Here is a 19,258-nt window from a genome sequence, read left to right on the forward strand (position 1 = left end):
TTAATTCAGATGCTTAGAGAATTATAGACGAGTCCCGAGCAAATAAAATCAAGGAAGGGCAGACTATCCGTCAAAAGACACGATGGCCTTAGGGGTAATTAAGACTAAGGCTGAATGCTCTGGATTTCTTTGAGCCTCAAACTATAAGAGATGTAGTACTTATAGACATTACGGACATAAATCATGGGTTCATAACCCATATGTTCTGTTGCGATAAATTCAACATTACCAAACCATCGATTGGGATCAAAACCTAATTGTTTGGCCTGATCCCTAGCCTTGGCAACATTATTCGGACCGATGTTGTACGAGGCAACTGCAAATAAAGAGCGATTGATACCCTCAAATTTTGCATCTTGAAAATACTTATTGATGAGTTGATTCATGTAGTCAGCGCCAGCATGAATATTAGGCTCTAGAAGATGGATATCTCCAACGCCCAGAGACATGCCTGTAGCAGGCATTAATTGCATGACGCCTATAGCACCCACTGAACTTACTGCACTTTGATTCAGTAAGGTTTCTTGGAATCCCAAAGATGCAATCACCAGCGGATTTAATTTGTACTGTGCACCAAATCGATTAAACAGAGGTCGCATAGATTCAAAGCGTGTCCAAAGGTTTTTATCTATCGGATCCTTTAAACCCTTCAGGTGCTGCTTATAGTCCGCTTGACGAAATGCAGTGAGTGATTTTACAAAGTCATCGCTTTCATAAAAACCTTTGAGGTCATCATTGAGATCCGAATTGGTAGCGCGCACCACCCAACCCACCCAGCCAGAATCTTGGACAGCGAGATCCTCATGCATGGTGAGATTTTTATAAATTGACTGCCATAATTTAAATTTCCAGTCTCCAACAATGACATACGAAATCAAACCAGAGTTCAACATCTCTAATAAATCTTCATCATCCAAATCACCCAATGGTGAAGCTAAGTTGACCGGTAATTTGCCATCCCGCCTCAGCTCTTTATTGAGCACACTCAAGGTTTTTTGAAAATTGGTATTGCGACTACCGTAAACCGTCTGCCCAGATAGATCATCTATCTTTTGTAGTTGAGCTGAGCTTGGGCCTGTGACAAGAACTTCTTGCTGCACTCTATGCGCATGATTGGTAATGAAGTTCTGAGAATTTGGAATGGGTTCATATAGTCCAATATCTCCAATCGCAAAATCGGCTCGTCCAGAAGTTAGACTATTTAATAGATCAGGAGCGATTATGGGAACTAGCTTGATTGATATAGGCTTACCTTTCAGCTGGCCAACGTACTTCGCGTTGATCCACTTTGCCAAGCCTTTAGAAACCTCGACCGCCAATCCGCGTTGCACTCCCTTATCACTTACATAAATAGTTCGGTCATAAGGAACGGCCACACGAATTTCGCCGCGCTCAATCATTTCAGGATAGCTACCAGACCAAATTTCAGGGGTCTTATTTGTTTGCGCAAAACAGATCAATGAAAGCAAGCTCAGAGCAATTGCTAGTCCATAGATCTTGATTTTTTTAATTTGGGTCACCAAAGGCGCCTTCAAGGAGTACGTGTATGTATCTAGATTATAACTAGCGCTAGATGTAAAAAGCCCCGCATAAGCGGGGCCTGTATCACAAGAAACTGAAAGCCTAAGGAATCATCACAATGGCGCCAGAGACCTTTCTGCCTTCAGCAGCGCGATGGGCATCTGCAGCTTGTTCCAAAGGAAACTTTGCGCCGATTTGTACCTTAACGTAGCCCTTGGCAATTGCATCAAATACTGCCTTTGCATTCTCTTGCAACAATGCATGCGTAGCGTTATGAGGAAAGACAGAAGGCCTGGTTAAAAATAGACAGCCCTTCTTATTCAAAATCTCTGGCTGAATTTCAGGAGCAGGTCCAGAGGCGGCACCAAACAGAGCCAATGTTCCAAAAGGAGCAACGCAATCTAGTGAACCCATGAAAGTTGTTTTAGCAACAGAGTCATAAACCACATTTGCCTTCTTACCACCAGTCGCTTTCAACACCTCTTCAACCCAATTTGGCTGAGAGTAATCCACTACTGCATCACATCCCGCCTCTTTAGCAGCAGCCATCTTTGCCTGCGAACCAACTGTACCAACCACGAACGCACCAAGCGCTTTTGCCCAACCCGCTAAAATTTGGCCAACACCACCAGCAGCAGCGTGAACTAACACCACGTCTCCTGCTTTAACTTTATAGGTTTTCTGAATGAGGTACTGAGCAGTCATTGCTTTAAAAAATACTGCTGCCGCAACCTCATCAGATACATTGCTTGGTACTGGTACTAACTTATCAGCGGCAACATTTCGAGCGCTTGCATATGCACCGATACCAGCATTCATATACATCACGCGGTCGCCCACTTTAAGACCGGTCACACCATCACCCAAAGCTTCAACGACACCCACTGCCTCATGACCAAGGCCGGTAGGCAGATCAAGCGGATAGTAGCCAGAACGCTGATACACATCAATGAAGTTAAAGCCAATGGCCGTTTGACGAATTTGTACTTCACCTTTTGCTGGAGGAGGCAACTCTTGATCAATCACCTTGATTACCTCAGCACCGCCTAGTTCAGAAAGACTAACAACTCGAGCTTTTGTCACGTGTCACCTTATTTATTATTGTTAAATACAAAAATCATACAGTAAGAGCATCTTCCTCAATCACGGCCCAGGTACTGTCACCCAATTTCTTCACAGCCATTGAATAGGTCCAGCCATCTGGAATACCACAGCTCCACTCTTTAGGACCATTCTGAATCAGGACGTTGACAGCATTTCTGCTGTCGTAATACAGGTGATAAATTTTTCCATGAATGGGATTGAAACTAAATTTCGCACTATGAACCATCTCAGTAGCATCGAGCCTTGCCTGCAATGCACGAGCCTGCTTCATCAAAACCTCTGCCTGCTCCATAATGCGTTCGTACTCTAGCTTGGCATTTTGGCGTGCAACATTAACCGCTTTATCTTTTTCTTCAACTACCTTGATAGGGGCAAATACAGGGGCTCCAACTTCCATTGGATATTCAATCCCAGCATGTCTTGCTGGATCGGTATCTTCTATTCTCATGATTTTTTAGATGTTCTCGGAACTCTATGCCCCTGATTTATGCCGCTACTTAGAAAGTGTGACACAAATTTAGGGTATCTGCTTAGCGCTTATAAAAGCTCAGGGTAACCTCACCGAGCTCAATGCCGAACTTGCTCATTTTGGCCTTATTCAACATCACTTTAGGGCTGACAAGGTACATCCAGTCATTAAATTGCACGTGGTAAATCGTGCCATCAACGGGCAAGGCCAGGGTATAGGTCCAATTCAGTGCATTGCCAGCCAGATCGCCTTGAGCATCGCCCACGACATCATCAGCTCTACCAATATATTTTCCAGGAGATTGCTCTATCAAAGTCCAAATACGTTTTTGTTTGCTGCCATCCGAATAATCAAAACTCTCGTCTAGAATGCCGACCTTCTTACCATCAACCACTTTCCAATCTGCATTTATCAAAACAGTAAAACGCTTCTTCACTTCACCACTACGATCAGTGAAAATTCCATACGCATCAATGGTTCCAGAAAAATACTCACTCAAATCTAATACGGGCTTCTCATTGGCGTATTGCTTCACATTCGGGCCTGAACAAGCAAGTAATAAAAATGTACTTGTAAGTATGGCGAGAGACTTCAGAGAAAAATAGTGGTTCACTTAGCAAGCCTCATTAAATAGTGGTGGTGGGCAACCTTGCCCTAGTAATTCATTGCGCAACTTGGGTGCGCTCGTTTTAGGATCTAACCAAATACCAAAGAATGCTTTTGAAAATTCTGTTCCAGGTATTTGAGCAACGCGTTTACCATCATGAAAAAAAATGGTTCCCTGTTTAGGCGTATAAATTGCCGTCAAGGTTTGGCCTGACTCAATATTGGGCAAGATACTACTGAGCTCCCTACCCCAGATTGCTACCTGGGTATCTGGAACGCCCATTTTTTTTCATCTCGTCAGCGGTGCGATTGGCAATAGAGACACCAGTAAATGATTTTTGATAGCGAATATTGAGAGCAAACTCTGGCGAAGATGGCACACCTGAACGATAAAACGATGCATCGTAAATATGAAAACCGAACCAATTTAATCTGCCACTACCCTGTAGCTTGGCCGGATTTAATACGCTATCAATATAAGAAATATCTCGCGCAAAGCTATTGGAAGCTAAGAGAAAAATAGCTCCGCATAAAATGACAAGATTCTTTAACATTTTCAAGATGTACTCTTTGGAGAAGTGGCTTTGACTAAACTTAAGGCTGCAGGACCGAATAAGCCAGAAATAGCATGCCGGTTTTTAGCGAAGAATCGATATCCTACTTGCAATATTGGTTGTAATAACTTTCTCGAGAATATCCAAGCTAAGAATGGAAGATTCGCGCGGCGATAGGCCTCTGGGAAAACAGCCACGCCCTGAATTAAAACTCCATTGGCATGTTGGCCATACATAGCTGCTAAGGCTTGTTCACAAGAAATACCTATTTTGTCAGAATCAAAACGCTCAGAATTGATATCCACGAAATCCAATAGACCAGCTTGATTTCTTCTAGATAAAAATAGAATTTCTGCCTGACATAAAGGGCAGGCGCCATCGTAAAAGAGGGTGAGTTTTTCAAGTGTATTCATGGCTCAGCAAGTTTAAGGCTTATTGAATAAACTGGCTGACAACAACACTATTTAGGAATGTCATGCAAAAGGAAGTTGCCTTAAACGTATTTGGAGAGCCTTTAATCCCCTGTTCCTTTGATCCGCTAACAGGCTTCTTTAGAGATGGCTGCTGTAAAACCAATGAAGACGATGTGGGTAGTCACTTAGTTTGTGCTGTTGTCACAACAGAATTTTTACAATTTAGCCTTGAAAAAGGAAATGATCTAAGTACCCCAAGGCCAGAGTACCAATTTCCAGGGCTAGTTGCTGGAGATCAATGGTGCCTATGTATTACACGCTGGGTAGAAGCTGCCAACGCACAATGTGCACCGCTCATCAAGCTAGAGAGCACCCACATCAATGCTCTAGAAACTGTTTCCTTGGATGTCTTGCAGCAGTACGCGAGTGAAGTGTGAAGGCTTTTTATACAGATCATTTTGTATTACCCCTGCCAGCAGGGCATCGCTTCCCGATGGAGAAATATTCTCGCCTAAGAGATCTAGTCAATACTATTACCGCTATCGACTTGGTTGAAGCACCAGCGGCTAGCGACACCCAAATTCTCTATGCCCACGACCCCAACTACCTCATCAACATCATTGAAGGAAAACTAAGCCCTCTAGAGCAAAGAGAGATTGGTTTCCCTTGGAGTGAAAAAATGGTTGAGCGCTCTCGCCGCTCGGCAGGAGCAACTGTCGCTGCTGCAAAAACTGCTCTTACAGAAGGCATTGCCGTTAATTTAGCAGGAGGAACCCACCATGCCTATCGCGATATGGGCAGTGGATTTTGCGTCTTTAATGACTCCGCCATTGCGGCGCGCACCCTCCAAAAAGAAATCAGTTCAAAATTAAAGGTTGCCATTATTGATTTGGATGTCCATCAAGGCAATGGCACAGCCTCTATTCTGCAAAACGATTCCTCAATCTTTACCCTCTCGATTCACGGTGAGAATAATTTCCCTTTTAAAAAAGAGCAAAGTGATCTGGATTTAGGCTTAGCCGATGGATCCACAGATGAAACCTACTTAAGCTCTTTAAAAAAGTGCCTTGATGAACTGAGCTCTCGCTTTCAAGCGGACTGCTTGATTTATCTTGCGGGGGCAGACCCCCACGAAGGGGATCGTCTGGGAAGATTAAAGATTAGTAAAGATGGCATGCGCTTAAGAGATGAAACTGTTTTTCAATATGCCTTAGATAGAAAACTACCTGTAGCCATGTCAATGGCAGGCGGCTATGGAAAAGAAATTGAATCTACTGTTGATATACATTTCCAAACCATCAGAACCGCCCTGCAGTTTCAGCAGCAGTACTAGCAACAGTAGTCTAAAAGAACGAACTCTACTTACTTCTTGCTCGGCTTCACCTTAGGCGTAGGAAGCTTACTCATACTTTCTACACCCTTCTCAAAGTTGGTATATGAATCATTCATTGCAGAGCGAATCAATTCAAAATTTTGCAGCGCATTGTTGAATGAAGTCTTAAAAACCGATACATAAGCCTCACTACCAATAGGCGCATTATTAGTTGCATCGTTTACAAAATGAATTAAATCTGTCTTAGATTCCTGAATCAAATTTTCTGCGATGGCAGCTAATTCTTGATTACCGCTCTTGAGAATCTGCATGAGTTGATGTTGATACTGAGTCACCTCTTTAGCAGCATCTTGCAAAACTTCAGCATGAACATATTCAAACGCAGTGCGAGGGTCTTGAGTCTGCATGAGCTCAGAAACTCTTTTCTGAACCAACTCAGCCAATTCTTGGGCTGCCTGTTGATTAATTTTTGCGATGGCTTGGGCACTTTCAGTGGCTACACGCCCTGCAGCCGTAGTGGCATCTATAGCCCTTTGCTGGCCAGGCATGGCGCTCATATCAAATGGATTTTTGCTCATATAAACCCCTCAAGTAGTGATCACTAATAGCAATCTACTCTCGTTAGAGGAGCTTTCTATAGAGGAATACCAGTAGAAACTGAGGGCTTACTATCACCAGGCCTGCTTTTTGCCATCAATCCAGGTTTCCCTGACTTTGATATTGGCAATTTGTTCAGGGCTTGTCTTACGAGGATTTTTATCCAGAATGACTAAGTCAGCCTGCTTACCGACTTCCAAGCTACCAATCTTATCGTCAGACATTAATTGATAAGCTGCATTAATGGTTACAGCCCGAATAGCATCGTCAACAGTTACACGCTCATTTGGACCTAAGACCTCGCGTGGTGACTTTTGCCATAAACGATCAACGCCTTCAGAGATATAACGCAATGGACTGACTGGAGAAATCGGAGAGTCGCTGTGGTAAGTAAAGCGTGCACCCTCTTTTTTAAATGAGGCGCCTGGAGCAATTCGACTAGCGCGCTCTGGGCCAACGATGTGATTATGAAACGCTGCGCCCCAGTAATCTACATGGCCAACAGTAAATCCAGGAACAATGCCTAACTGCACCGCCTTTTTAACTTGTTCTGGTGTATTGATAGTGAAGTGCTCAATGCGCAAACGGCGAGTTTCAGGTTTTGTATTACCCAACAATAACTTTGCATAGTTATTAAGAGTTTGGTCAACGGCACGATCACCATTAGCATGAATGGATAGTTGCCAGCCTTGATCAAAAAATGGCTTGATTAAACCGTAGATGTCTTCATCTTTATAGTCAAGATCACCTAGCCTCTTGGTGCCAGCGGGGTAAGTATAGGGTTGATTTAACGCAGCAGTTAACCCTTGGGTAGAGCCATCGGATACAAATTTAACTCCCACAAAACGTAAGCGATCATTTCCATCATTTGGCTTAATGGCATTAAAGCCTTTTGGAATCGCGGGGCCATATAAGTAGCCCCTCACGCGCAGCGGCCAATCTTTACTCGCAGTTGCACCTTGGAGCAACTTCACTTCATTATCCAAGCCTAACATGGCACCTACGGTAATTTCGGTAGTAGTGGTGACACCTTTGGATGCAATCATCTTGCCAGTTTTTTGAACCGCTTTGAGTAAATCCGCATCCGATGGGGGAGGCATTTTTTCCATGAAGGGTGCATAAGCAGCGCCTTCAATCAAAACTCCTGTGAGTTTGCCTTGGGCATTCTTCTGAAATACACCGCCACCAGCTGGATTAGGAGTGCTATCAGTGATGCCCGCAATTTCATAAGCCTTGTGATTGACATATGCAATATGCCCAGATTGATTTAAGACAAAAATAGGCACTTCAGTACTAACCTTGTCCAGAACATCCGCAGTTAATTCCGCCATGAATGGGTTAGTACGTGATGGATCAACCCCAAAACCCATGAGCCATTGCCCTTTTGGCAAAGTCTTTAGGTGCGCCTTTAATTTATTACTCAAGCTTGCTACCGTATCGTACTTAGTAGTGAAGTTAGAGAGGTCTAGCCACAGGTATTCACCAACTGCCGTCAAAATGATATGAACGTGAGGATCGATTAAACCCGGCATTGCAGTTTTACCCTGTAAATTTACAAGCTTAGTAGAGCTAGTCTGCCATCCTTTGATTACTTCAGCCTTAGTGCCTGTAGCAACAATTTTTCCATCCTTGATAGCAAGCGCTTCTACTTCATCATTCTTCGCGTTTACGGTCAGAATAGATCCACCATAAAAAATGGTGTCCGCATTATTTTGCGCAACAGTCATTGCGGAATAAGTAACGAGTGCTGCAATAAGAATCTTTGATGAAAATTTCATGAAATAGAATCCAAATAAATTAAGCGTGATATGAACCTGGTGATGTTCCGAAAAGAACCCGAATTAGTATTGAAAATTTACTGCATTAGGCTTGATGTTGATATAAGCAAAAACACATGCGGCAATGATTAATAGTACGCCGATCGATAAGGCCCACGATTTTGAACACTGATCCAAGCTGACTCCTTGTAATAGATACAGACTATTTTCATTGAAATTCAGAGCTTCTGGCAAATATTTTAATTTACCTCCTCCATATACGAACTATATCAATCCCAGGAGAGTAATTAGGGCTAGGATGAAATGGTGGCATACCGCTACCAGATTGGATTTAACTTTGAAAACTCCACACGCCCTCCTGCTTGCTTTCTTGGTATTGATTGCCGGCACCGCCCATGGGAATCGACAGCTTGCTGTTCGTAATGGCTGTATGAGCTGCCATGCGGATACCGAACTAGATGCCCCACCCTGGCCTGAGCTTGCCACTCAATATGAGAAATACCGTGGTCAACCAGATGCAGCAAGCATTCAAGGAGAGAAGCTACGGCAAGGTAAATTCTTTAAGAACGTCAAAGCGCATCGAAAATTAAGCCCGACCAATGCGGCTGAGATAATGCAATGGATTATTGATGGCGCCAATTAGGATGATGGTGTCCAACAAAAGGCCCCAACTTAAATTAAACTAATCTCTCTGTATAGCAATTAAGTTCAAGGAAAAGTGATGAGTCTGATTGATAAGCTGCAGTGGCGCTATGCCACCAAAAAAATGGATCCAGCAAAAGCAGTGCCGGCAGAAAAGGTTGATCAAATTTTAGAAGCTATTCGTTTGACAGCGAGCTCTAGCGGCTTACAGCCGTATGAAGTGCTGGTGATTACCAATAAAGAGGTACGAGAGAAAATTAAGCCGATTGCTAATGGTCAATCTCAAATTACCGATTGTTCACATCTACTTGTTTTTGCAGCCTGGGATACCTATACCGCAAAGCGCATCAATGATGCCTTTGATATGACTGAAAAAATCCGTAACTTTACTAGCGAATCCGGAACAGCTTATCGCCAAATGCTACTAAAGGTTTATCCAACCAGAGATGCGGAGATTAACTTTACGCATGCTGCGAAACAGGCCTACATTGGCCTTGGCACCGCACTCATTGCGGCAGCGTATGAACAAGTCGATAGTACCCCGATGGAAGGATTTGATCCGCAGGCGCTTGATGCCATTCTCGACCTCAAGGAAAAAGGTTTGCGTAGCGTTGTCATGCTCCCATTAGGTTATAGAAAAACTGATGAAGATTGGTTACTTAAACTCAAGAAGGTTAGAAGAGCCAAAGAGAGTTTTATTAGTTGGGTCAATTAAATACTGGCGATTGATAGCGTTAAATGATTGCAATTTAAGAACAAGGTTGGCTGTATACCTGCAAATCATCATCCATTTCAGATGGAAGCCCTCTTTATTAGAGGCAAAAATAGCAAGTATCCACCCACAATGAGATACAGATTACCCAACAACCACGGTAGAAATCCTCAAAAACACCTCTAGTATTTCTATCCGAAGATATTGCTCAAGCGTTCTAAAAGGGCTTAAACCTAAGCACTAAAAATGATGTCCCAATCACAAGCTGTCGACTGATTGTTTATTTCACTTTTTTAAGTTGAGTGCAACTTGCCCTATTTTTAGTTGTTAATACACTGGCACTACAAAACTCCATCTCATCATTCACAACATAACCAGTGCCTACACCCACATCACTAGAAAAAGTGAGTGATTTTCCATCCCTATGAAATACTCCTGATACAAGATTTTTCAATCCATCGCGCCATATTGTTTCGCCCTGGAAGGCTGCGCCATCCTGTTGGGAGATGGTAAATTTTAGTATTGCTGCATCCTTTTTATTAGATAACACAAGACGCGACTGTTTATCCTCTGTTCCTCCAGCCGAGCTCACTGCAGAGACTACTTCCCAGGTGCCAAGAATATTAGGGGCAGTTTGCGCATTCGCAAGACTTGTAAACATCATTACGAGAATGAGCAAGAATTTTTTGCTAATCATATTTTCCTCTTTAATATTTTTAAAAATTACTACTCAACATTTCAAAATTAAATCCATAACCTATATCGTACCGAACTAATGCTCGGCCTTATTTAAGTCCTCTGAGTTGTCTTTTTCCAAGTTAGCATTTAAATACTCAATAGTATGAGGCAAATCTAAACTCAGCTGATCCAAGGGTTGCAGCCAGACTTTTCCTGCTTTTATTACAAAATCAAGTAGATGACCTCCATGACTTTTATCTGCACTTAAAAAATGAAGGTGAAAACCTGGAACAGAGATGGAGTGCATAAAGTCTGGGGTCCAAAAACCAACTAACTGACCAGAAATATGTTCGTATTCAAATTCTTTTTGATCATTAGCGACATTCACTAGGGGCCGATAAGCATCCTGCTTGGGTACAGAGCGCGCGCGAATCCTCGTAAATGTGCCTTCTATTCGGATTGCATAAATCAAATTATTTGAAAGTATCGATTCGATGATGACTTGCTGCAAATCGAGATAAGTCCCGTCCTTGAGCGTATCGAAAGATTGAACTGGACTAAAGTGGGTTACGCAGGCGTACGGCGTCCCGATATTTAAATCTGGTATCAAGGCTGATCCATCTGATCTTAATTGATAAAAAATCCCATCCACAAGAACCATTTCACCATCAAGATCATTAAAAGTTCCTAGGCCAAAATTACCATGCTCCAGAACTTGCTGAAGAGTCTTATCCTCCCTCAAAATGCCCTGCACTAAAGCATTTACTGGGGAAGAAACATATAAAGAATTAGTCATTATTTTATTTTGGGAGCAAATAAACCCATGTTTAATTTGTACAAGGCCACTTCAATGCTAATGCATCAAATGCTAGGGAGACAAAAGCTTTATTCATTCTGTTGACCTGGATAAAAACGTAATTTTTTACAACAATCACTTGTATTAAGCATTATCCTCAATAATGCCAACATACAATCCTCTACTAAAATTTTCTTTCAATTCACCCTCTATAAAATCACTTCACTCCCGATTCAACTTAGCGGTTGTTAAATCAGGCATATCCTTAGTCCCAGTCTCCGCACTAGCGGAATTTAAATTGACGACTAATATCGCAAATAAAATTAATAAAACTTGCTTACGTAAATTTGCATTCACAAAATCTAATGACTATTTTTTAAAATAGTACCCCACATCTGTATCCAAGCATTACTACCGGCATCGACCTTGGGGACTCGAATTTGTTGATCATTTGGTAGCCAATATTCAACTGAACCCTGAGGACCCTTTGCGTGACACTCTGTTTTTTGATCACATGTGCCATCCTTACAGCCAGACTGCCATGCATCTCCATAGATTTTTTTTATACTAAAACCTGAACAGGTTCTCTGGGCTGAACATTTACTGACGCACTCGCGAATTGATGAGTTTGACCAAGTGCCATCTACCAATGCAAATTCATTAGGTATTAATTTTCCCGGCAACCAGGCATAACTAACTTTTACAACAGCGGTCTGGTTTTGCGCCATACCCGTCATTCCATAGAATAAAAGTGTAAAAAATGTTGTCAAAATTCCAATCGTTTTATACATAATCCCGCTGAGGTGCTGTCGTATTTTTAGTTTCTAGGGATGATTGCTTAGCAATTGGAGTGATGGGTGTTTTAGCCATTATTTACAAATTAACATACCTTTCAAGGAAGAAGTAATTTTCAAAATATTTTTTAATTGCTCGCTTATTAACGCAAAGATTCAATAATGAAATAAATAATAGTAGTTATATACTATATCAACTACTTCAAAAAAACTAACTCTTAAAGTGTTTTGATAATTATTTTTGAGCCTCATAAAACAACCTAAACCGTTGCCAAATAAGATATTGATCAACAGACCCCTAGCAACATAAAAAATACGTCATTACATTATTTCAGTCTGAACTACCTATGCTGAACTTTTTTCTCAATGCCGACTTAGATCATCCATATCAAGGAGAAATTAGTATCTCGCCTCGCCCACTTGAGTCTACGCTAAACTACGATAGTAGCGAGATGAAGATAGAAATACCTACGAATACCTCTAAGCAATCCTAGTCTGCTTCAATATTAAAAGCGCTTGAAAACTGGCATTGCCTTAGCCTACCAACAAACCAAAAATACCCATCATACAAAAGGAGATCCCAATGCGGTTACTTAAAATTATTCTCGTTGCTGTTAGCATATTCTCGGCAAGTTTAGCCATTGCCGATACAAAAATCATCGTTACCCATCCAGAGGTACCGCCGGCTACCTTTCTTGATTTTGGTAAATCAGGTCAATCGATTGGAGATGTGCGGATTTGGCATTTTGATGCAAAAACAGACAGTGGTAGCAAACTGACAACAGACTGGATCATGACAACCACAGGACTAATTTCGGATAAAGGTATCGAATATCGGATCACTTCTGCTGTATTTTCCTTTGATGACGGCACCAAAGATCAGATAGTGATTCAAGGAGTGGCCAAATACTCCAGCGCAAAGGCCACACTCGAAGAGGCCACTAGCACCCGAAGAGCCATCACAGGCGGAACGGGTAAATTCGCTGGCATTGGTGGCTGGGTAGAAACTGTCCATCTTGTGGATGGCTCCTGGCAACATACGCTATATATTAAATAGTCGTAATTTGAAAAAAGACTTAAGAATTTCTCCCCAGGCGGTCGTTTTCATTGTGTAGTCCACCAGAACTTGAACCAAGGACAAAAGATGATGAAGCACTTAAGCAAACCAAACCCCTGGGGGTTCAGAGATTTGTACTGCATGTTTGTCAGTGCGCGAGATTTTGATGTGACTAATATCAAAACCACCCGAGAGTGGCTAAACCGCTTCGAAAAATGAACGTGCCTAACTATGGGCGAACGTACAAATCCTTACCGTTCTTAATAGTCTTCAATATTTGAATATCTTTAATTTCCATTGGGTCTACTTTTAATGGATTACGATCAAGCACCACCATATCAGCCAGCTTTCCAGCAGCAATACTACCCTTGGACATCTCTTCTTTATACTGATATGCAGGCACCGTAGTAAATCCGCGAAGAGCAGTGTAAGGATCAATACGCTCCCCTATCCCCAAGACATCCCCGCCGTAAGTCATACGATTTACAGCAGTCCAAATCGTAAACAATGCGCTTGGTCCCGAAGAAGGAGTGTCATTATGAATGCCAAATTGGATGCCTTTTGTTAGAGCCAAATTTAGCGGCACCATATTGATAGCTCTTTCTTCCCCCAAGATTTTTTTATATACATCGCCATACATCCATATGTGGTTTGGCATAAATTGAGGGAGGATTTTATTTGTCTTATATTGATCTAATTGATCATCACGAATAAAAAATGAATGGGCAATTACTGTTCTGCGATCCTCGGTAACGTGTGTTTCTCGGATTGCCTTAGTGATTGCAGAAAGAGACATATCAATCCCGGCATCGCCATTGGAATAACCGTAATACTGTATATTTTTTTCGTAAGCCAACTTTGCATAACGATCAATTAAATCCTGAGACAGAATGGTCATCCCTCGCCAATCTTTTGGGAAACCAGCGGTATCGGTATAAGGCTTGGTGAAATATGCTAAACGTAATTGCGGTGCGCCATCGGTTGAAACCAAAATTCCAGCAACCTTAAAGCCAACATGTCCCTTGGTATATACCCCAAATGGATATTTTGGATTGGTAGCCAGCAATTGATCAACCACATCATAGGTTGGTAACGCAATCAGATCCAGGCTAATCATATTCAGATCCACTGCTTTGCGCATATTACGAATATCCTCAATCGTAGTTTCGTAACTTTGTGCAGTTGTAAATCCATTAGAAGCATAAATCTTTTCAGCCTTGCGATAAGTCTCAATCGTCAAAGCCTGGGGATACTTACCGAATACTTTAGTAGTTGCATTCAAGTTTGGCATTCCGATTAACTCACCGGTCAGTTTTCCAGTTTTTGGATTAACAGGAATCATGCCTTGTATGACTTTAGTCGCTCTAGTAATGTCCAGTTTTCGTAAGCCCGCTGAATTAACAATTCCAGTTAAAGTAGAAATGTTATTAACAAAGACTGGCTGATTCGGAAAGGCTTCGTCTAATTCTGAAATCGTCAAAGGGCCATCAGAAAGAAATGCGTCTGCATACTCTGTGCCAATAATCCAACCATTAAATGGTCGGGCCTCGGCTTTCAAGCGGCCTATTAGCTCCTGAGTTGTACGAGGAGGCTTCTTTGAAAAATAACCAAGATTAACACCCAGAGTATTCTGAGCGATCAGAGTAAAGTGGCCCCAGGCATCTATAAACCCAGGTAATAGAGTTTGGCCATTTAAGTCATGAACTTCTGGATTAATACCTGCCTGATTTAAGGAATCTCGCAGATTACCGACATAAGCTATCTTATTACCCTTAACTACAACCGCTTCAACGTACTGCGGTTGATCGCCCTCCATCGTCAGGATATCGCCATTGAAATAGATACTTACATTATCAGCAAAGACTTGAGTTCCAATAAAAAGAAGGAAGACAGAAAAATAAATTTTAGGGATTTTCATATATGAATAGATCAACCAGTCGAAAGATCATAGCATTTAGTACTGCCTGGAGTGATCATTTTTCCATCTATTAAGGTAACTGAGGGAGGGGTTACTATGTCTTCAATTTCGTTGGTGAGCCGACTAGGACATGAGCCTGAGACTAAGGGATTATGAGAGCGTCCCCACGAAATTTCGCCAGACCCACTAACATCAGTAAGCCCCACTTTACGAAGCTTACTGATTCCTGGAAATCTGAAGTTGATAAATACCAATAGAAGTTTTTTGATATGGGCAAATAAAGTGCTAAATTGATACAAACTCAATAAGGGCTCTGTAATGGACTTATTTAAACCTGTTTCCACGTTCATCGGTATTTTTATTATGATGATTATGGCAGCGCTATGGTTGAGGCGCCAAGATATCATTAATCAAAAGCATCTCCCGATCATTTCCAAGATGATTTTGGATCTCGTCTACCCAGCACTGATTTTTTCGGTAGTAGCGCAATGTGATTTGCGCATTAACTATATTTATTCCGCTATGTCGATTAATGTCGGTTTACTGATTGTTGGTCTACTGCTGGGCTTATTAGGGAAATATGTTTTTCGGTTTGATAATGCTAGCCTAATGGCTTTTATTTTAGCCGGTACTTTTAGCGGAACTTCACTCATTGGTAGTGCTTTATTAAAAGTAGTTTATCAAGATCAGCCTGCAATAATTTCTATGGGGGTCGTTATTGCACAGCTTAGCCATGGCTTGCTAATTAATACAGTGGGAATATTTATTGGTATTCACTATTGCTCACATGATGAGAAAGCCCCGTTCATAGGCCAAGTAAAAAATTTCTTAGTTAGCAAACCCATTCTCGCACTTGTTGGAGGTATAGCTTGGAATCTACTGCAACTTCCTACTACAGGATATTTAACAGTTATTTTATTTAGCGGACTCACCATCATTGGCTCGGCGTTGCCTTTTTTATCAGCCATGGCAACTGGTCTGGCATTTGAAACCTTCAAGACGAAGGGTATGTCCTGGATACTTTTATCAGTTGGTTTATCGCAGCTACTAGTGGAGCCCATTATTTCGCATGAATTAACAGGGTTTTTAGGATTACCCAAGGTAGATAGACAGGTTGGCTTACTACTTTCTGCGTTGCCCGCCTCTCCATTGGCAGTTATTATCTGCGCTCGTTATGGTGGCAACATCTCATTAGCCAGCGCGATAGTTTTATTTACTTGCTTCATTAGTATTATTTCACTCCCTATTACTGCATTATTTTCCGGATAGAAAATGAACTCCTCTCTGGCAAAGATCCATTATTGGCCGACCACCAAGTAAGCAGTAGTGTGCAAGTAAATGTATGTGAGCTTACACTTATTGATCACTGCAATACATAGTCACACCATTCAAAAGACCACTTATGAAACTGCTTCCAAACCCTTTTCGCGCCCTAGTAATTGGGTCTTCAGGGACTATCGGCATGGCGTTTATGGATCTACTGAAAAAGAATCCCTCTTGCTCGGAGGTGATAGGAATCCATCGTCGCTCAGAATTTCCTATTGATTATCAAAATTTGGAGTCTATAGAGTCCTGTGCGAATGCTCTTATTCCATTATCACCGTTTCAACTCATTATTAATACCGTTGGGGTTTTACACACGAGTAATTGGATGCCTGAAAAGAGACTGGATGATCTCAATGCCGAACAACTCATAGCACTCATGAACATTAATGCTATTGGTCCGGCACTCACCATACGTCACTTCTCTAAATTACTGGATCCCCAAAATAGCATCATGGTGACTCTCTCAGCTAAAGTTGGCAGTATTGAAGATAACCGTCTTGGCGGGTGGTTTAGCTATCGCAGCTCTAAGGCAGCATTGAACATGCTGATAAAAACAGCATCTATTGAATGGGCCCGAACAAAACCGAATACAGCATTAATTGCGATGCATCCCGGTACGGTGAACTCTAGACTCTCAAAACCATTTCGTGGTGAGCAGATTGGCAGACCTGCAGACCAGGCGGTAAACGATATGTTTCAGGTGATCCAAAACCTACAAAAAGAAGATTCAGGAAGTTTTGTATCGTATTCGGGTGAAAAGCTGCCCTGGTAACAGAATGATGACGATTAGATGTGGATAACTTGGTTTTTATATCGCCCTGACAACGCTTTTTTAACAATCTTATAAATATCTAAATCAAATTCAGCATCACCGGCGCTTTTAAGTTCGGATAATTCATCCTCATTGATAGCGGTCCCGAGGTAGCACCAATTATCTAAGACAATCATTTCGCCGCCATCATCAATCGCAATCGGGCCCTTATAAGGCCAGACCTGCACTTTGTAGAGGCTCATTGCAGTTTGAAGTTGTAGGCTATGCATTTCGGTAGGCATCACTCCAATACAAGCGCCGCCGCATTGCTTTAACTGAAATCCAAAACAAGATTTACCTTCTGCACCCTTTTCCAATCCCAGCAATACTTCACATAAGCGATGCTTCTTAGCAACCGCTTTTAGATAAGAGTGAGCCTCTCTTTTGCTGTAAAACAATCCATACAAGTTCTCTTGAAGGCCTGGTAGCAAATCCTTCTGATTGATTAGTACTGGTACGAGTATTCCTGAAGAATTTTTTTCCAGACTCCAGGCGCATAGATCTTTGGATCGACGAAGCTTAATATTCATACTGGGCATGCGTTCTTTAATCAGCTGAGATTCCAAAATTAAAGCTCCCAACTCGCCACTAGTCTCTATCCAGTCAATATCTCTGACCTGTAGAGACAGCTTCATTTCTTTGCGCTGTGTTAAGGAACCTTGAAAGTGGCCCATCACCCGACTTCGCAAAGAAATACTTTTCCCAATATACAAAGGGCTCTTATTTTCACCATAAAAAATATAGCAACCCGGTGCATCTGGGATTGAATCAATTAATTCCTGATCAATATTGGGTGGCAAGCTTGCATTACCCGTCAATTGATTAATAGCTTCAAGCAATCGCTCTCTCCCGACTGCCTTTTCACATACTTGCCAAAATTGAAGTAGTAAATCCGCATCACCAAGCGCCCTATGCCTCGCGCTCACAACTAAGTTATGTGCCTGTATGATGGTATCAAGGTTATGACGCGGCTGATTGGGAAATAGCAATCTTGAAAGCTTTACTGTACATAAGACCTTGGGCTTGAAATCGATCCCAACCCTCTTAAGGGATGCTTTGATAAAGCCATAATCAAATCTTGCGTTATGAGCTACAAAGATTTTTCCCTCAAGCTCTTCTTTAATTTCTTTTGCAAGATCCTCAAAACTTGGCTGATCAGCAACCATTTTTTGAGATATGCCAGTTAATTTTTGGATATTTTGGGAAATATAGATCTGGGGATTAACTAATTTTTCCCAAGTACTAACCTGCTCGTCTGCGAGCGTTTTAATACCAATCTCAGTAATGCGATCCCGCTCGAAATGAGATCCTGTTGTTTCGATATCAACAAAAGCAAGCTTAGGGTAGTGATTTATTTGCTGCTTCATAAAAATTCAGGCTTGGCGGGTAATTGGCTTGGCTCTATAGCCTCAACCGCCCTAAGGACTTGATTTCAACTTGTACTACGATCTAAGTAATTAGCAAAGTCAAATACTGAATTGGGTCCGCGCGGAACGTCCACAACCTTCTTAAATTCAGCCTTCACCACATACTGAATCTCACCTCGTTGCTTCTTTTCTTTTTTTGGATCCAAGGGAACATATGGCTTACGCTCAGGCGCTTTTTTAGCTTCACTAAAACTTGGCACGTAATCTTTAATAGTAGATGCAAGGGATACATTTTCCATGCAACCTAGCATATAAGCCTCTAGAGATTGATAAAGATCCTTAGCAATATCTGATAGCTCAACCTTACGCTTTTTGATTAAATTCATTGCGAGCACGATGTCTTTAATAGTAATGATGCGGGGATCTTTTGAGAGTTGGTAGCCGCCTGTTCGCCCCTTGACCGCAATGACGATCCCGGACTCTCTCAATGGTCGCAAGAGGAGCTCAATACGACTAACGGATAAATGCTGCCTCTTAGCTATCTCAGGAACCGGCACAAACTGACCATTGCTTGAATGACTAGCAATATCAACCAAGGCATTAAGTGCTGTTTTAACTGCTTTAGTGACTTCCATGACTCATTTGGCGAAAAAATTAGATTGGAGCTAGTATGAAACCGAATCTAATATCTCGCTGCAGCGCACTACTTAACCCCTTTTATCACATGGTTGAAATAAGCAAACCCTACTATCCCCTTGCGCATCGATTGCTTAGGTTCATCG

The 19,258-nt window shown here is 41.9% G+C and carries 22 protein-coding genes; 7 read left to right on the forward strand and 15 right to left on the reverse strand.

What is annotated here, in order from left to right; all coding sequences use genetic code 11:
* Positions 1–104: 104 nt before the first annotated feature.
* The 7 genes from B6A14_RS04980 to B6A14_RS05005 form a co-directional block, all read right to left on the reverse strand.
* The gene (locus B6A14_RS04980) at positions 105–1,520 is read right to left on the reverse strand and encodes an MltF family protein (RefSeq protein ID WP_087909368.1); all 1,416 of its coding nucleotides are present in this window, start codon (positions 1,518–1,520) and stop codon (positions 105–107) included.
* 103 nt (positions 1,521–1,623) lie between these two features.
* Positions 1,624–2,604 (reverse strand): quinone oxidoreductase family protein, encoded by a 981-nt coding sequence (locus B6A14_RS04985; RefSeq protein WP_087909369.1) that lies wholly within the window; start codon positions 2,602–2,604, stop codon positions 1,624–1,626.
* Positions 2,605–2,638: 34 nt separating this feature from the next.
* A complete protein-coding gene (locus B6A14_RS04990; protein WP_087909370.1) occupies positions 2,639–3,073 on the reverse strand; it encodes a DUF2452 domain-containing protein in 435 nt (144 codons plus the stop codon).
* Positions 3,074–3,155: 82 nt separating this feature from the next.
* Entirely contained in the window at positions 3,156–3,689 is a 534-nt protein-coding gene (locus B6A14_RS04995; protein WP_087910279.1) for a DUF3833 domain-containing protein, read from the reverse strand.
* A gap of 18 nt (positions 3,690–3,707) precedes the next feature.
* Positions 3,708–3,983: a chalcone isomerase family protein gene (locus tag B6A14_RS10305; protein ID WP_201721478.1), complete on the reverse strand. Its 276-nt coding sequence runs from the start codon at positions 3,981–3,983 to the stop codon at positions 3,708–3,710.
* Positions 3,946–4,254, reverse strand: coding sequence for a hypothetical protein (locus tag B6A14_RS10310; protein WP_201721479.1), 309 nt, complete (start codon positions 4,252–4,254; stop codon positions 3,946–3,948). The genes B6A14_RS10305 and B6A14_RS10310 overlap by 38 nt, the downstream gene beginning before the upstream one ends.
* Before the next feature lie 2 nt (positions 4,255–4,256).
* Positions 4,257–4,667, reverse strand: a complete 411-nt coding sequence (locus B6A14_RS05005; protein ID WP_087909371.1) for a thiol-disulfide oxidoreductase DCC family protein — start codon at positions 4,665–4,667, stop codon at positions 4,257–4,259.
* A gap of 62 nt (positions 4,668–4,729) precedes the next feature.
* Here B6A14_RS05005 and B6A14_RS05010 point away from each other — a divergent pair, with 62 nt between their 5' ends.
* Both B6A14_RS05010 and B6A14_RS05015 read left to right on the forward strand, forming a co-directional pair.
* Positions 4,730–5,104 (forward strand): DUF2237 family protein, encoded by a 375-nt coding sequence (locus B6A14_RS05010; protein ID WP_087909372.1) that lies wholly within the window; start codon positions 4,730–4,732, stop codon positions 5,102–5,104.
* Complete coding sequence (locus B6A14_RS05015) at positions 5,101–6,000, forward strand: histone deacetylase family protein (RefSeq protein WP_087909373.1); 900 nt, start codon at positions 5,101–5,103, stop codon at positions 5,998–6,000. The genes B6A14_RS05010 and B6A14_RS05015 overlap by 4 nt, the downstream gene beginning before the upstream one ends.
* Before the next feature lie 29 nt (positions 6,001–6,029).
* Here B6A14_RS05015 and B6A14_RS05020 read toward each other — a convergent pair whose 3' ends face one another.
* Together B6A14_RS05020 and B6A14_RS05025 are read right to left on the reverse strand one after the other, a co-directional pair.
* Entirely contained in the window at positions 6,030–6,578 is a 549-nt protein-coding gene (locus B6A14_RS05020; RefSeq protein WP_087909374.1) for a phasin family protein, read from the reverse strand.
* 93 nt (positions 6,579–6,671) lie between these two features.
* Positions 6,672–8,375 (reverse strand): amidohydrolase, encoded by a 1,704-nt coding sequence (locus B6A14_RS05025; protein ID WP_087909375.1) that lies wholly within the window; start codon positions 8,373–8,375, stop codon positions 6,672–6,674.
* Between the two features lie 337 nt (positions 8,376–8,712).
* Here B6A14_RS05025 and B6A14_RS05030 point away from each other — a divergent pair, with 337 nt between their 5' ends.
* Both B6A14_RS05030 and B6A14_RS05035 read left to right on the forward strand, forming a co-directional pair.
* On the forward strand, positions 8,713–9,018 hold the full coding sequence (locus B6A14_RS05030) for a c-type cytochrome (RefSeq protein WP_161491110.1): 306 nt from the start codon (positions 8,713–8,715) through the stop codon (positions 9,016–9,018).
* A gap of 78 nt (positions 9,019–9,096) precedes the next feature.
* A complete protein-coding gene (locus B6A14_RS05035) occupies positions 9,097–9,732 on the forward strand; it encodes an NAD(P)H-dependent oxidoreductase (protein WP_201721480.1) in 636 nt (211 codons plus the stop codon).
* A gap of 277 nt (positions 9,733–10,009) precedes the next feature.
* Here the strand turns inward: B6A14_RS05035 and B6A14_RS05040 are convergent, their stop codons facing one another.
* The 3 genes from B6A14_RS05040 to B6A14_RS05050 all read right to left on the reverse strand — a co-directional run bounded on the left by B6A14_RS05040 (position 10,010) and on the right by B6A14_RS05050 (position 11,994).
* The gene (locus tag B6A14_RS05040) at positions 10,010–10,426 is read right to left on the reverse strand and encodes a DUF2147 domain-containing protein (RefSeq protein ID WP_087909378.1); all 417 of its coding nucleotides are present in this window, start codon (positions 10,424–10,426) and stop codon (positions 10,010–10,012) included.
* Between the two features lie 75 nt (positions 10,427–10,501).
* Positions 10,502–11,203, reverse strand: coding sequence for an acetolactate decarboxylase (gene budA, locus B6A14_RS05045; RefSeq protein WP_087909379.1), 702 nt, complete (start codon positions 11,201–11,203; stop codon positions 10,502–10,504).
* 362 nt (positions 11,204–11,565) lie between these two features.
* Positions 11,566–11,994 (reverse strand): hypothetical protein, encoded by a 429-nt coding sequence (locus B6A14_RS05050; protein WP_087909380.1) that lies wholly within the window; start codon positions 11,992–11,994, stop codon positions 11,566–11,568.
* Positions 11,995–12,580: 586 nt separating this feature from the next.
* Here B6A14_RS05050 and B6A14_RS05055 point away from each other — a divergent pair.
* A complete protein-coding gene (locus tag B6A14_RS05055) occupies positions 12,581–13,054 on the forward strand; it encodes a hypothetical protein (RefSeq protein WP_087909381.1) in 474 nt (157 codons plus the stop codon).
* A gap of 229 nt (positions 13,055–13,283) precedes the next feature.
* On the opposite strand, the gene B6A14_RS05060 is transcribed toward B6A14_RS05055, so the two are convergent.
* Entirely contained in the window at positions 13,284–14,972 is a 1,689-nt protein-coding gene (locus B6A14_RS05060; protein WP_087909382.1) for an amidohydrolase, read from the reverse strand.
* A gap of 318 nt (positions 14,973–15,290) precedes the next feature.
* On the opposite strand from B6A14_RS05060, the gene B6A14_RS05065 reads away from it, so the two are divergent.
* Together B6A14_RS05065 and B6A14_RS05070 are read left to right on the forward strand one after the other, a co-directional pair.
* Positions 15,291–16,241, forward strand: a complete 951-nt coding sequence (locus tag B6A14_RS05065) for an AEC family transporter (protein WP_087909383.1) — start codon at positions 15,291–15,293, stop codon at positions 16,239–16,241.
* A gap of 133 nt (positions 16,242–16,374) precedes the next feature.
* Positions 16,375–17,070 carry an SDR family NAD(P)-dependent oxidoreductase gene (locus B6A14_RS05070; RefSeq protein WP_087909384.1) on the forward strand — a complete coding sequence of 232 codons (696 nt, stop codon included), beginning with the start codon at positions 16,375–16,377 and terminating at the stop codon, positions 17,068–17,070.
* A gap of 14 nt (positions 17,071–17,084) precedes the next feature.
* On the opposite strand, the gene B6A14_RS05075 is transcribed toward B6A14_RS05070, so the two are convergent.
* Positions 17,085–18,476 carry a 3'-5' exonuclease family protein gene (locus tag B6A14_RS05075; RefSeq protein ID WP_087909385.1) on the reverse strand — a complete coding sequence of 464 codons (1,392 nt, stop codon included), beginning with the start codon at positions 18,474–18,476 and terminating at the stop codon, positions 17,085–17,087.
* A 65-nt stretch (positions 18,477–18,541) separates the two neighbouring features.
* Positions 18,542–19,111: an RrF2 family transcriptional regulator gene (locus B6A14_RS05080; protein ID WP_087909386.1), complete on the reverse strand. Its 570-nt coding sequence runs from the start codon at positions 19,109–19,111 to the stop codon at positions 18,542–18,544.
* Between the last annotated feature and the right edge of the window lie 147 nt (positions 19,112–19,258).

Origin of the sequence: Polynucleobacter hirudinilacicola (genome assembly GCF_002192535.1) — a bacterium.
GTDB lineage: Bacteria > Pseudomonadota > Gammaproteobacteria > Burkholderiales > Burkholderiaceae > Polynucleobacter > Polynucleobacter hirudinilacicola.

Coding starts and splice junctions, on each gene's coding strand:
- B6A14_RS05010 (WP_087909372.1), top strand. CDS start 4,730: ATGCAAAAGGAAGTTGCCTTAAACGTATTTGGAGAGCCTTTAATCCCC.
- B6A14_RS05040 (WP_087909378.1), bottom strand. CDS start 10,426: ATGATTAGCAAAAAATTCTTGCTCATTCTCGTAATGATGTTTACAAGT.
- B6A14_RS10310 (WP_201721479.1), bottom strand. CDS start 4,254: ATGTTAAAGAATCTTGTCATTTTATGCGGAGCTATTTTTCTCTTAGCT.
- B6A14_RS05055 (WP_087909381.1), top strand. CDS start 12,581: ATGCGGTTACTTAAAATTATTCTCGTTGCTGTTAGCATATTCTCGGCA.
- B6A14_RS05020 (WP_087909374.1), bottom strand. CDS start 6,578: ATGAGCAAAAATCCATTTGATATGAGCGCCATGCCTGGCCAGCAAAGG.
- B6A14_RS05025 (WP_087909375.1), bottom strand. CDS start 8,375: ATGAAATTTTCATCAAAGATTCTTATTGCAGCACTCGTTACTTATTCC.
- B6A14_RS05035 (WP_201721480.1), top strand. CDS start 9,097: ATGAGTCTGATTGATAAGCTGCAGTGGCGCTATGCCACCAAAAAAATG.
- B6A14_RS05060 (WP_087909382.1), bottom strand. CDS start 14,972: ATGAAAATCCCTAAAATTTATTTTTCTGTCTTCCTTCTTTTTATTGGA.
- B6A14_RS05080 (WP_087909386.1), bottom strand. CDS start 19,111: ATGGAAGTCACTAAAGCAGTTAAAACAGCACTTAATGCCTTGGTTGAT.
- B6A14_RS05005 (WP_087909371.1), bottom strand. CDS start 4,667: ATGAATACACTTGAAAAACTCACCCTCTTTTACGATGGCGCCTGCCCT.
- B6A14_RS10305 (WP_201721478.1), bottom strand. CDS start 3,983: ATGGGCGTTCCAGATACCCAGGTAGCAATCTGGGGTAGGGAGCTCAGT.
- B6A14_RS05070 (WP_087909384.1), top strand. CDS start 16,375: ATGAAACTGCTTCCAAACCCTTTTCGCGCCCTAGTAATTGGGTCTTCA.
- B6A14_RS04990 (WP_087909370.1), bottom strand. CDS start 3,073: ATGAGAATAGAAGATACCGATCCAGCAAGACATGCTGGGATTGAATAT.
- B6A14_RS05065 (WP_087909383.1), top strand. CDS start 15,291: ATGGACTTATTTAAACCTGTTTCCACGTTCATCGGTATTTTTATTATG.
- budA (WP_087909379.1), bottom strand. CDS start 11,203: ATGACTAATTCTTTATATGTTTCTTCCCCAGTAAATGCTTTAGTGCAG.
- B6A14_RS05075 (WP_087909385.1), bottom strand. CDS start 18,476: ATGAAGCAGCAAATAAATCACTACCCTAAGCTTGCTTTTGTTGATATC.
- B6A14_RS05050 (WP_087909380.1), bottom strand. CDS start 11,994: ATGTATAAAACGATTGGAATTTTGACAACATTTTTTACACTTTTATTC.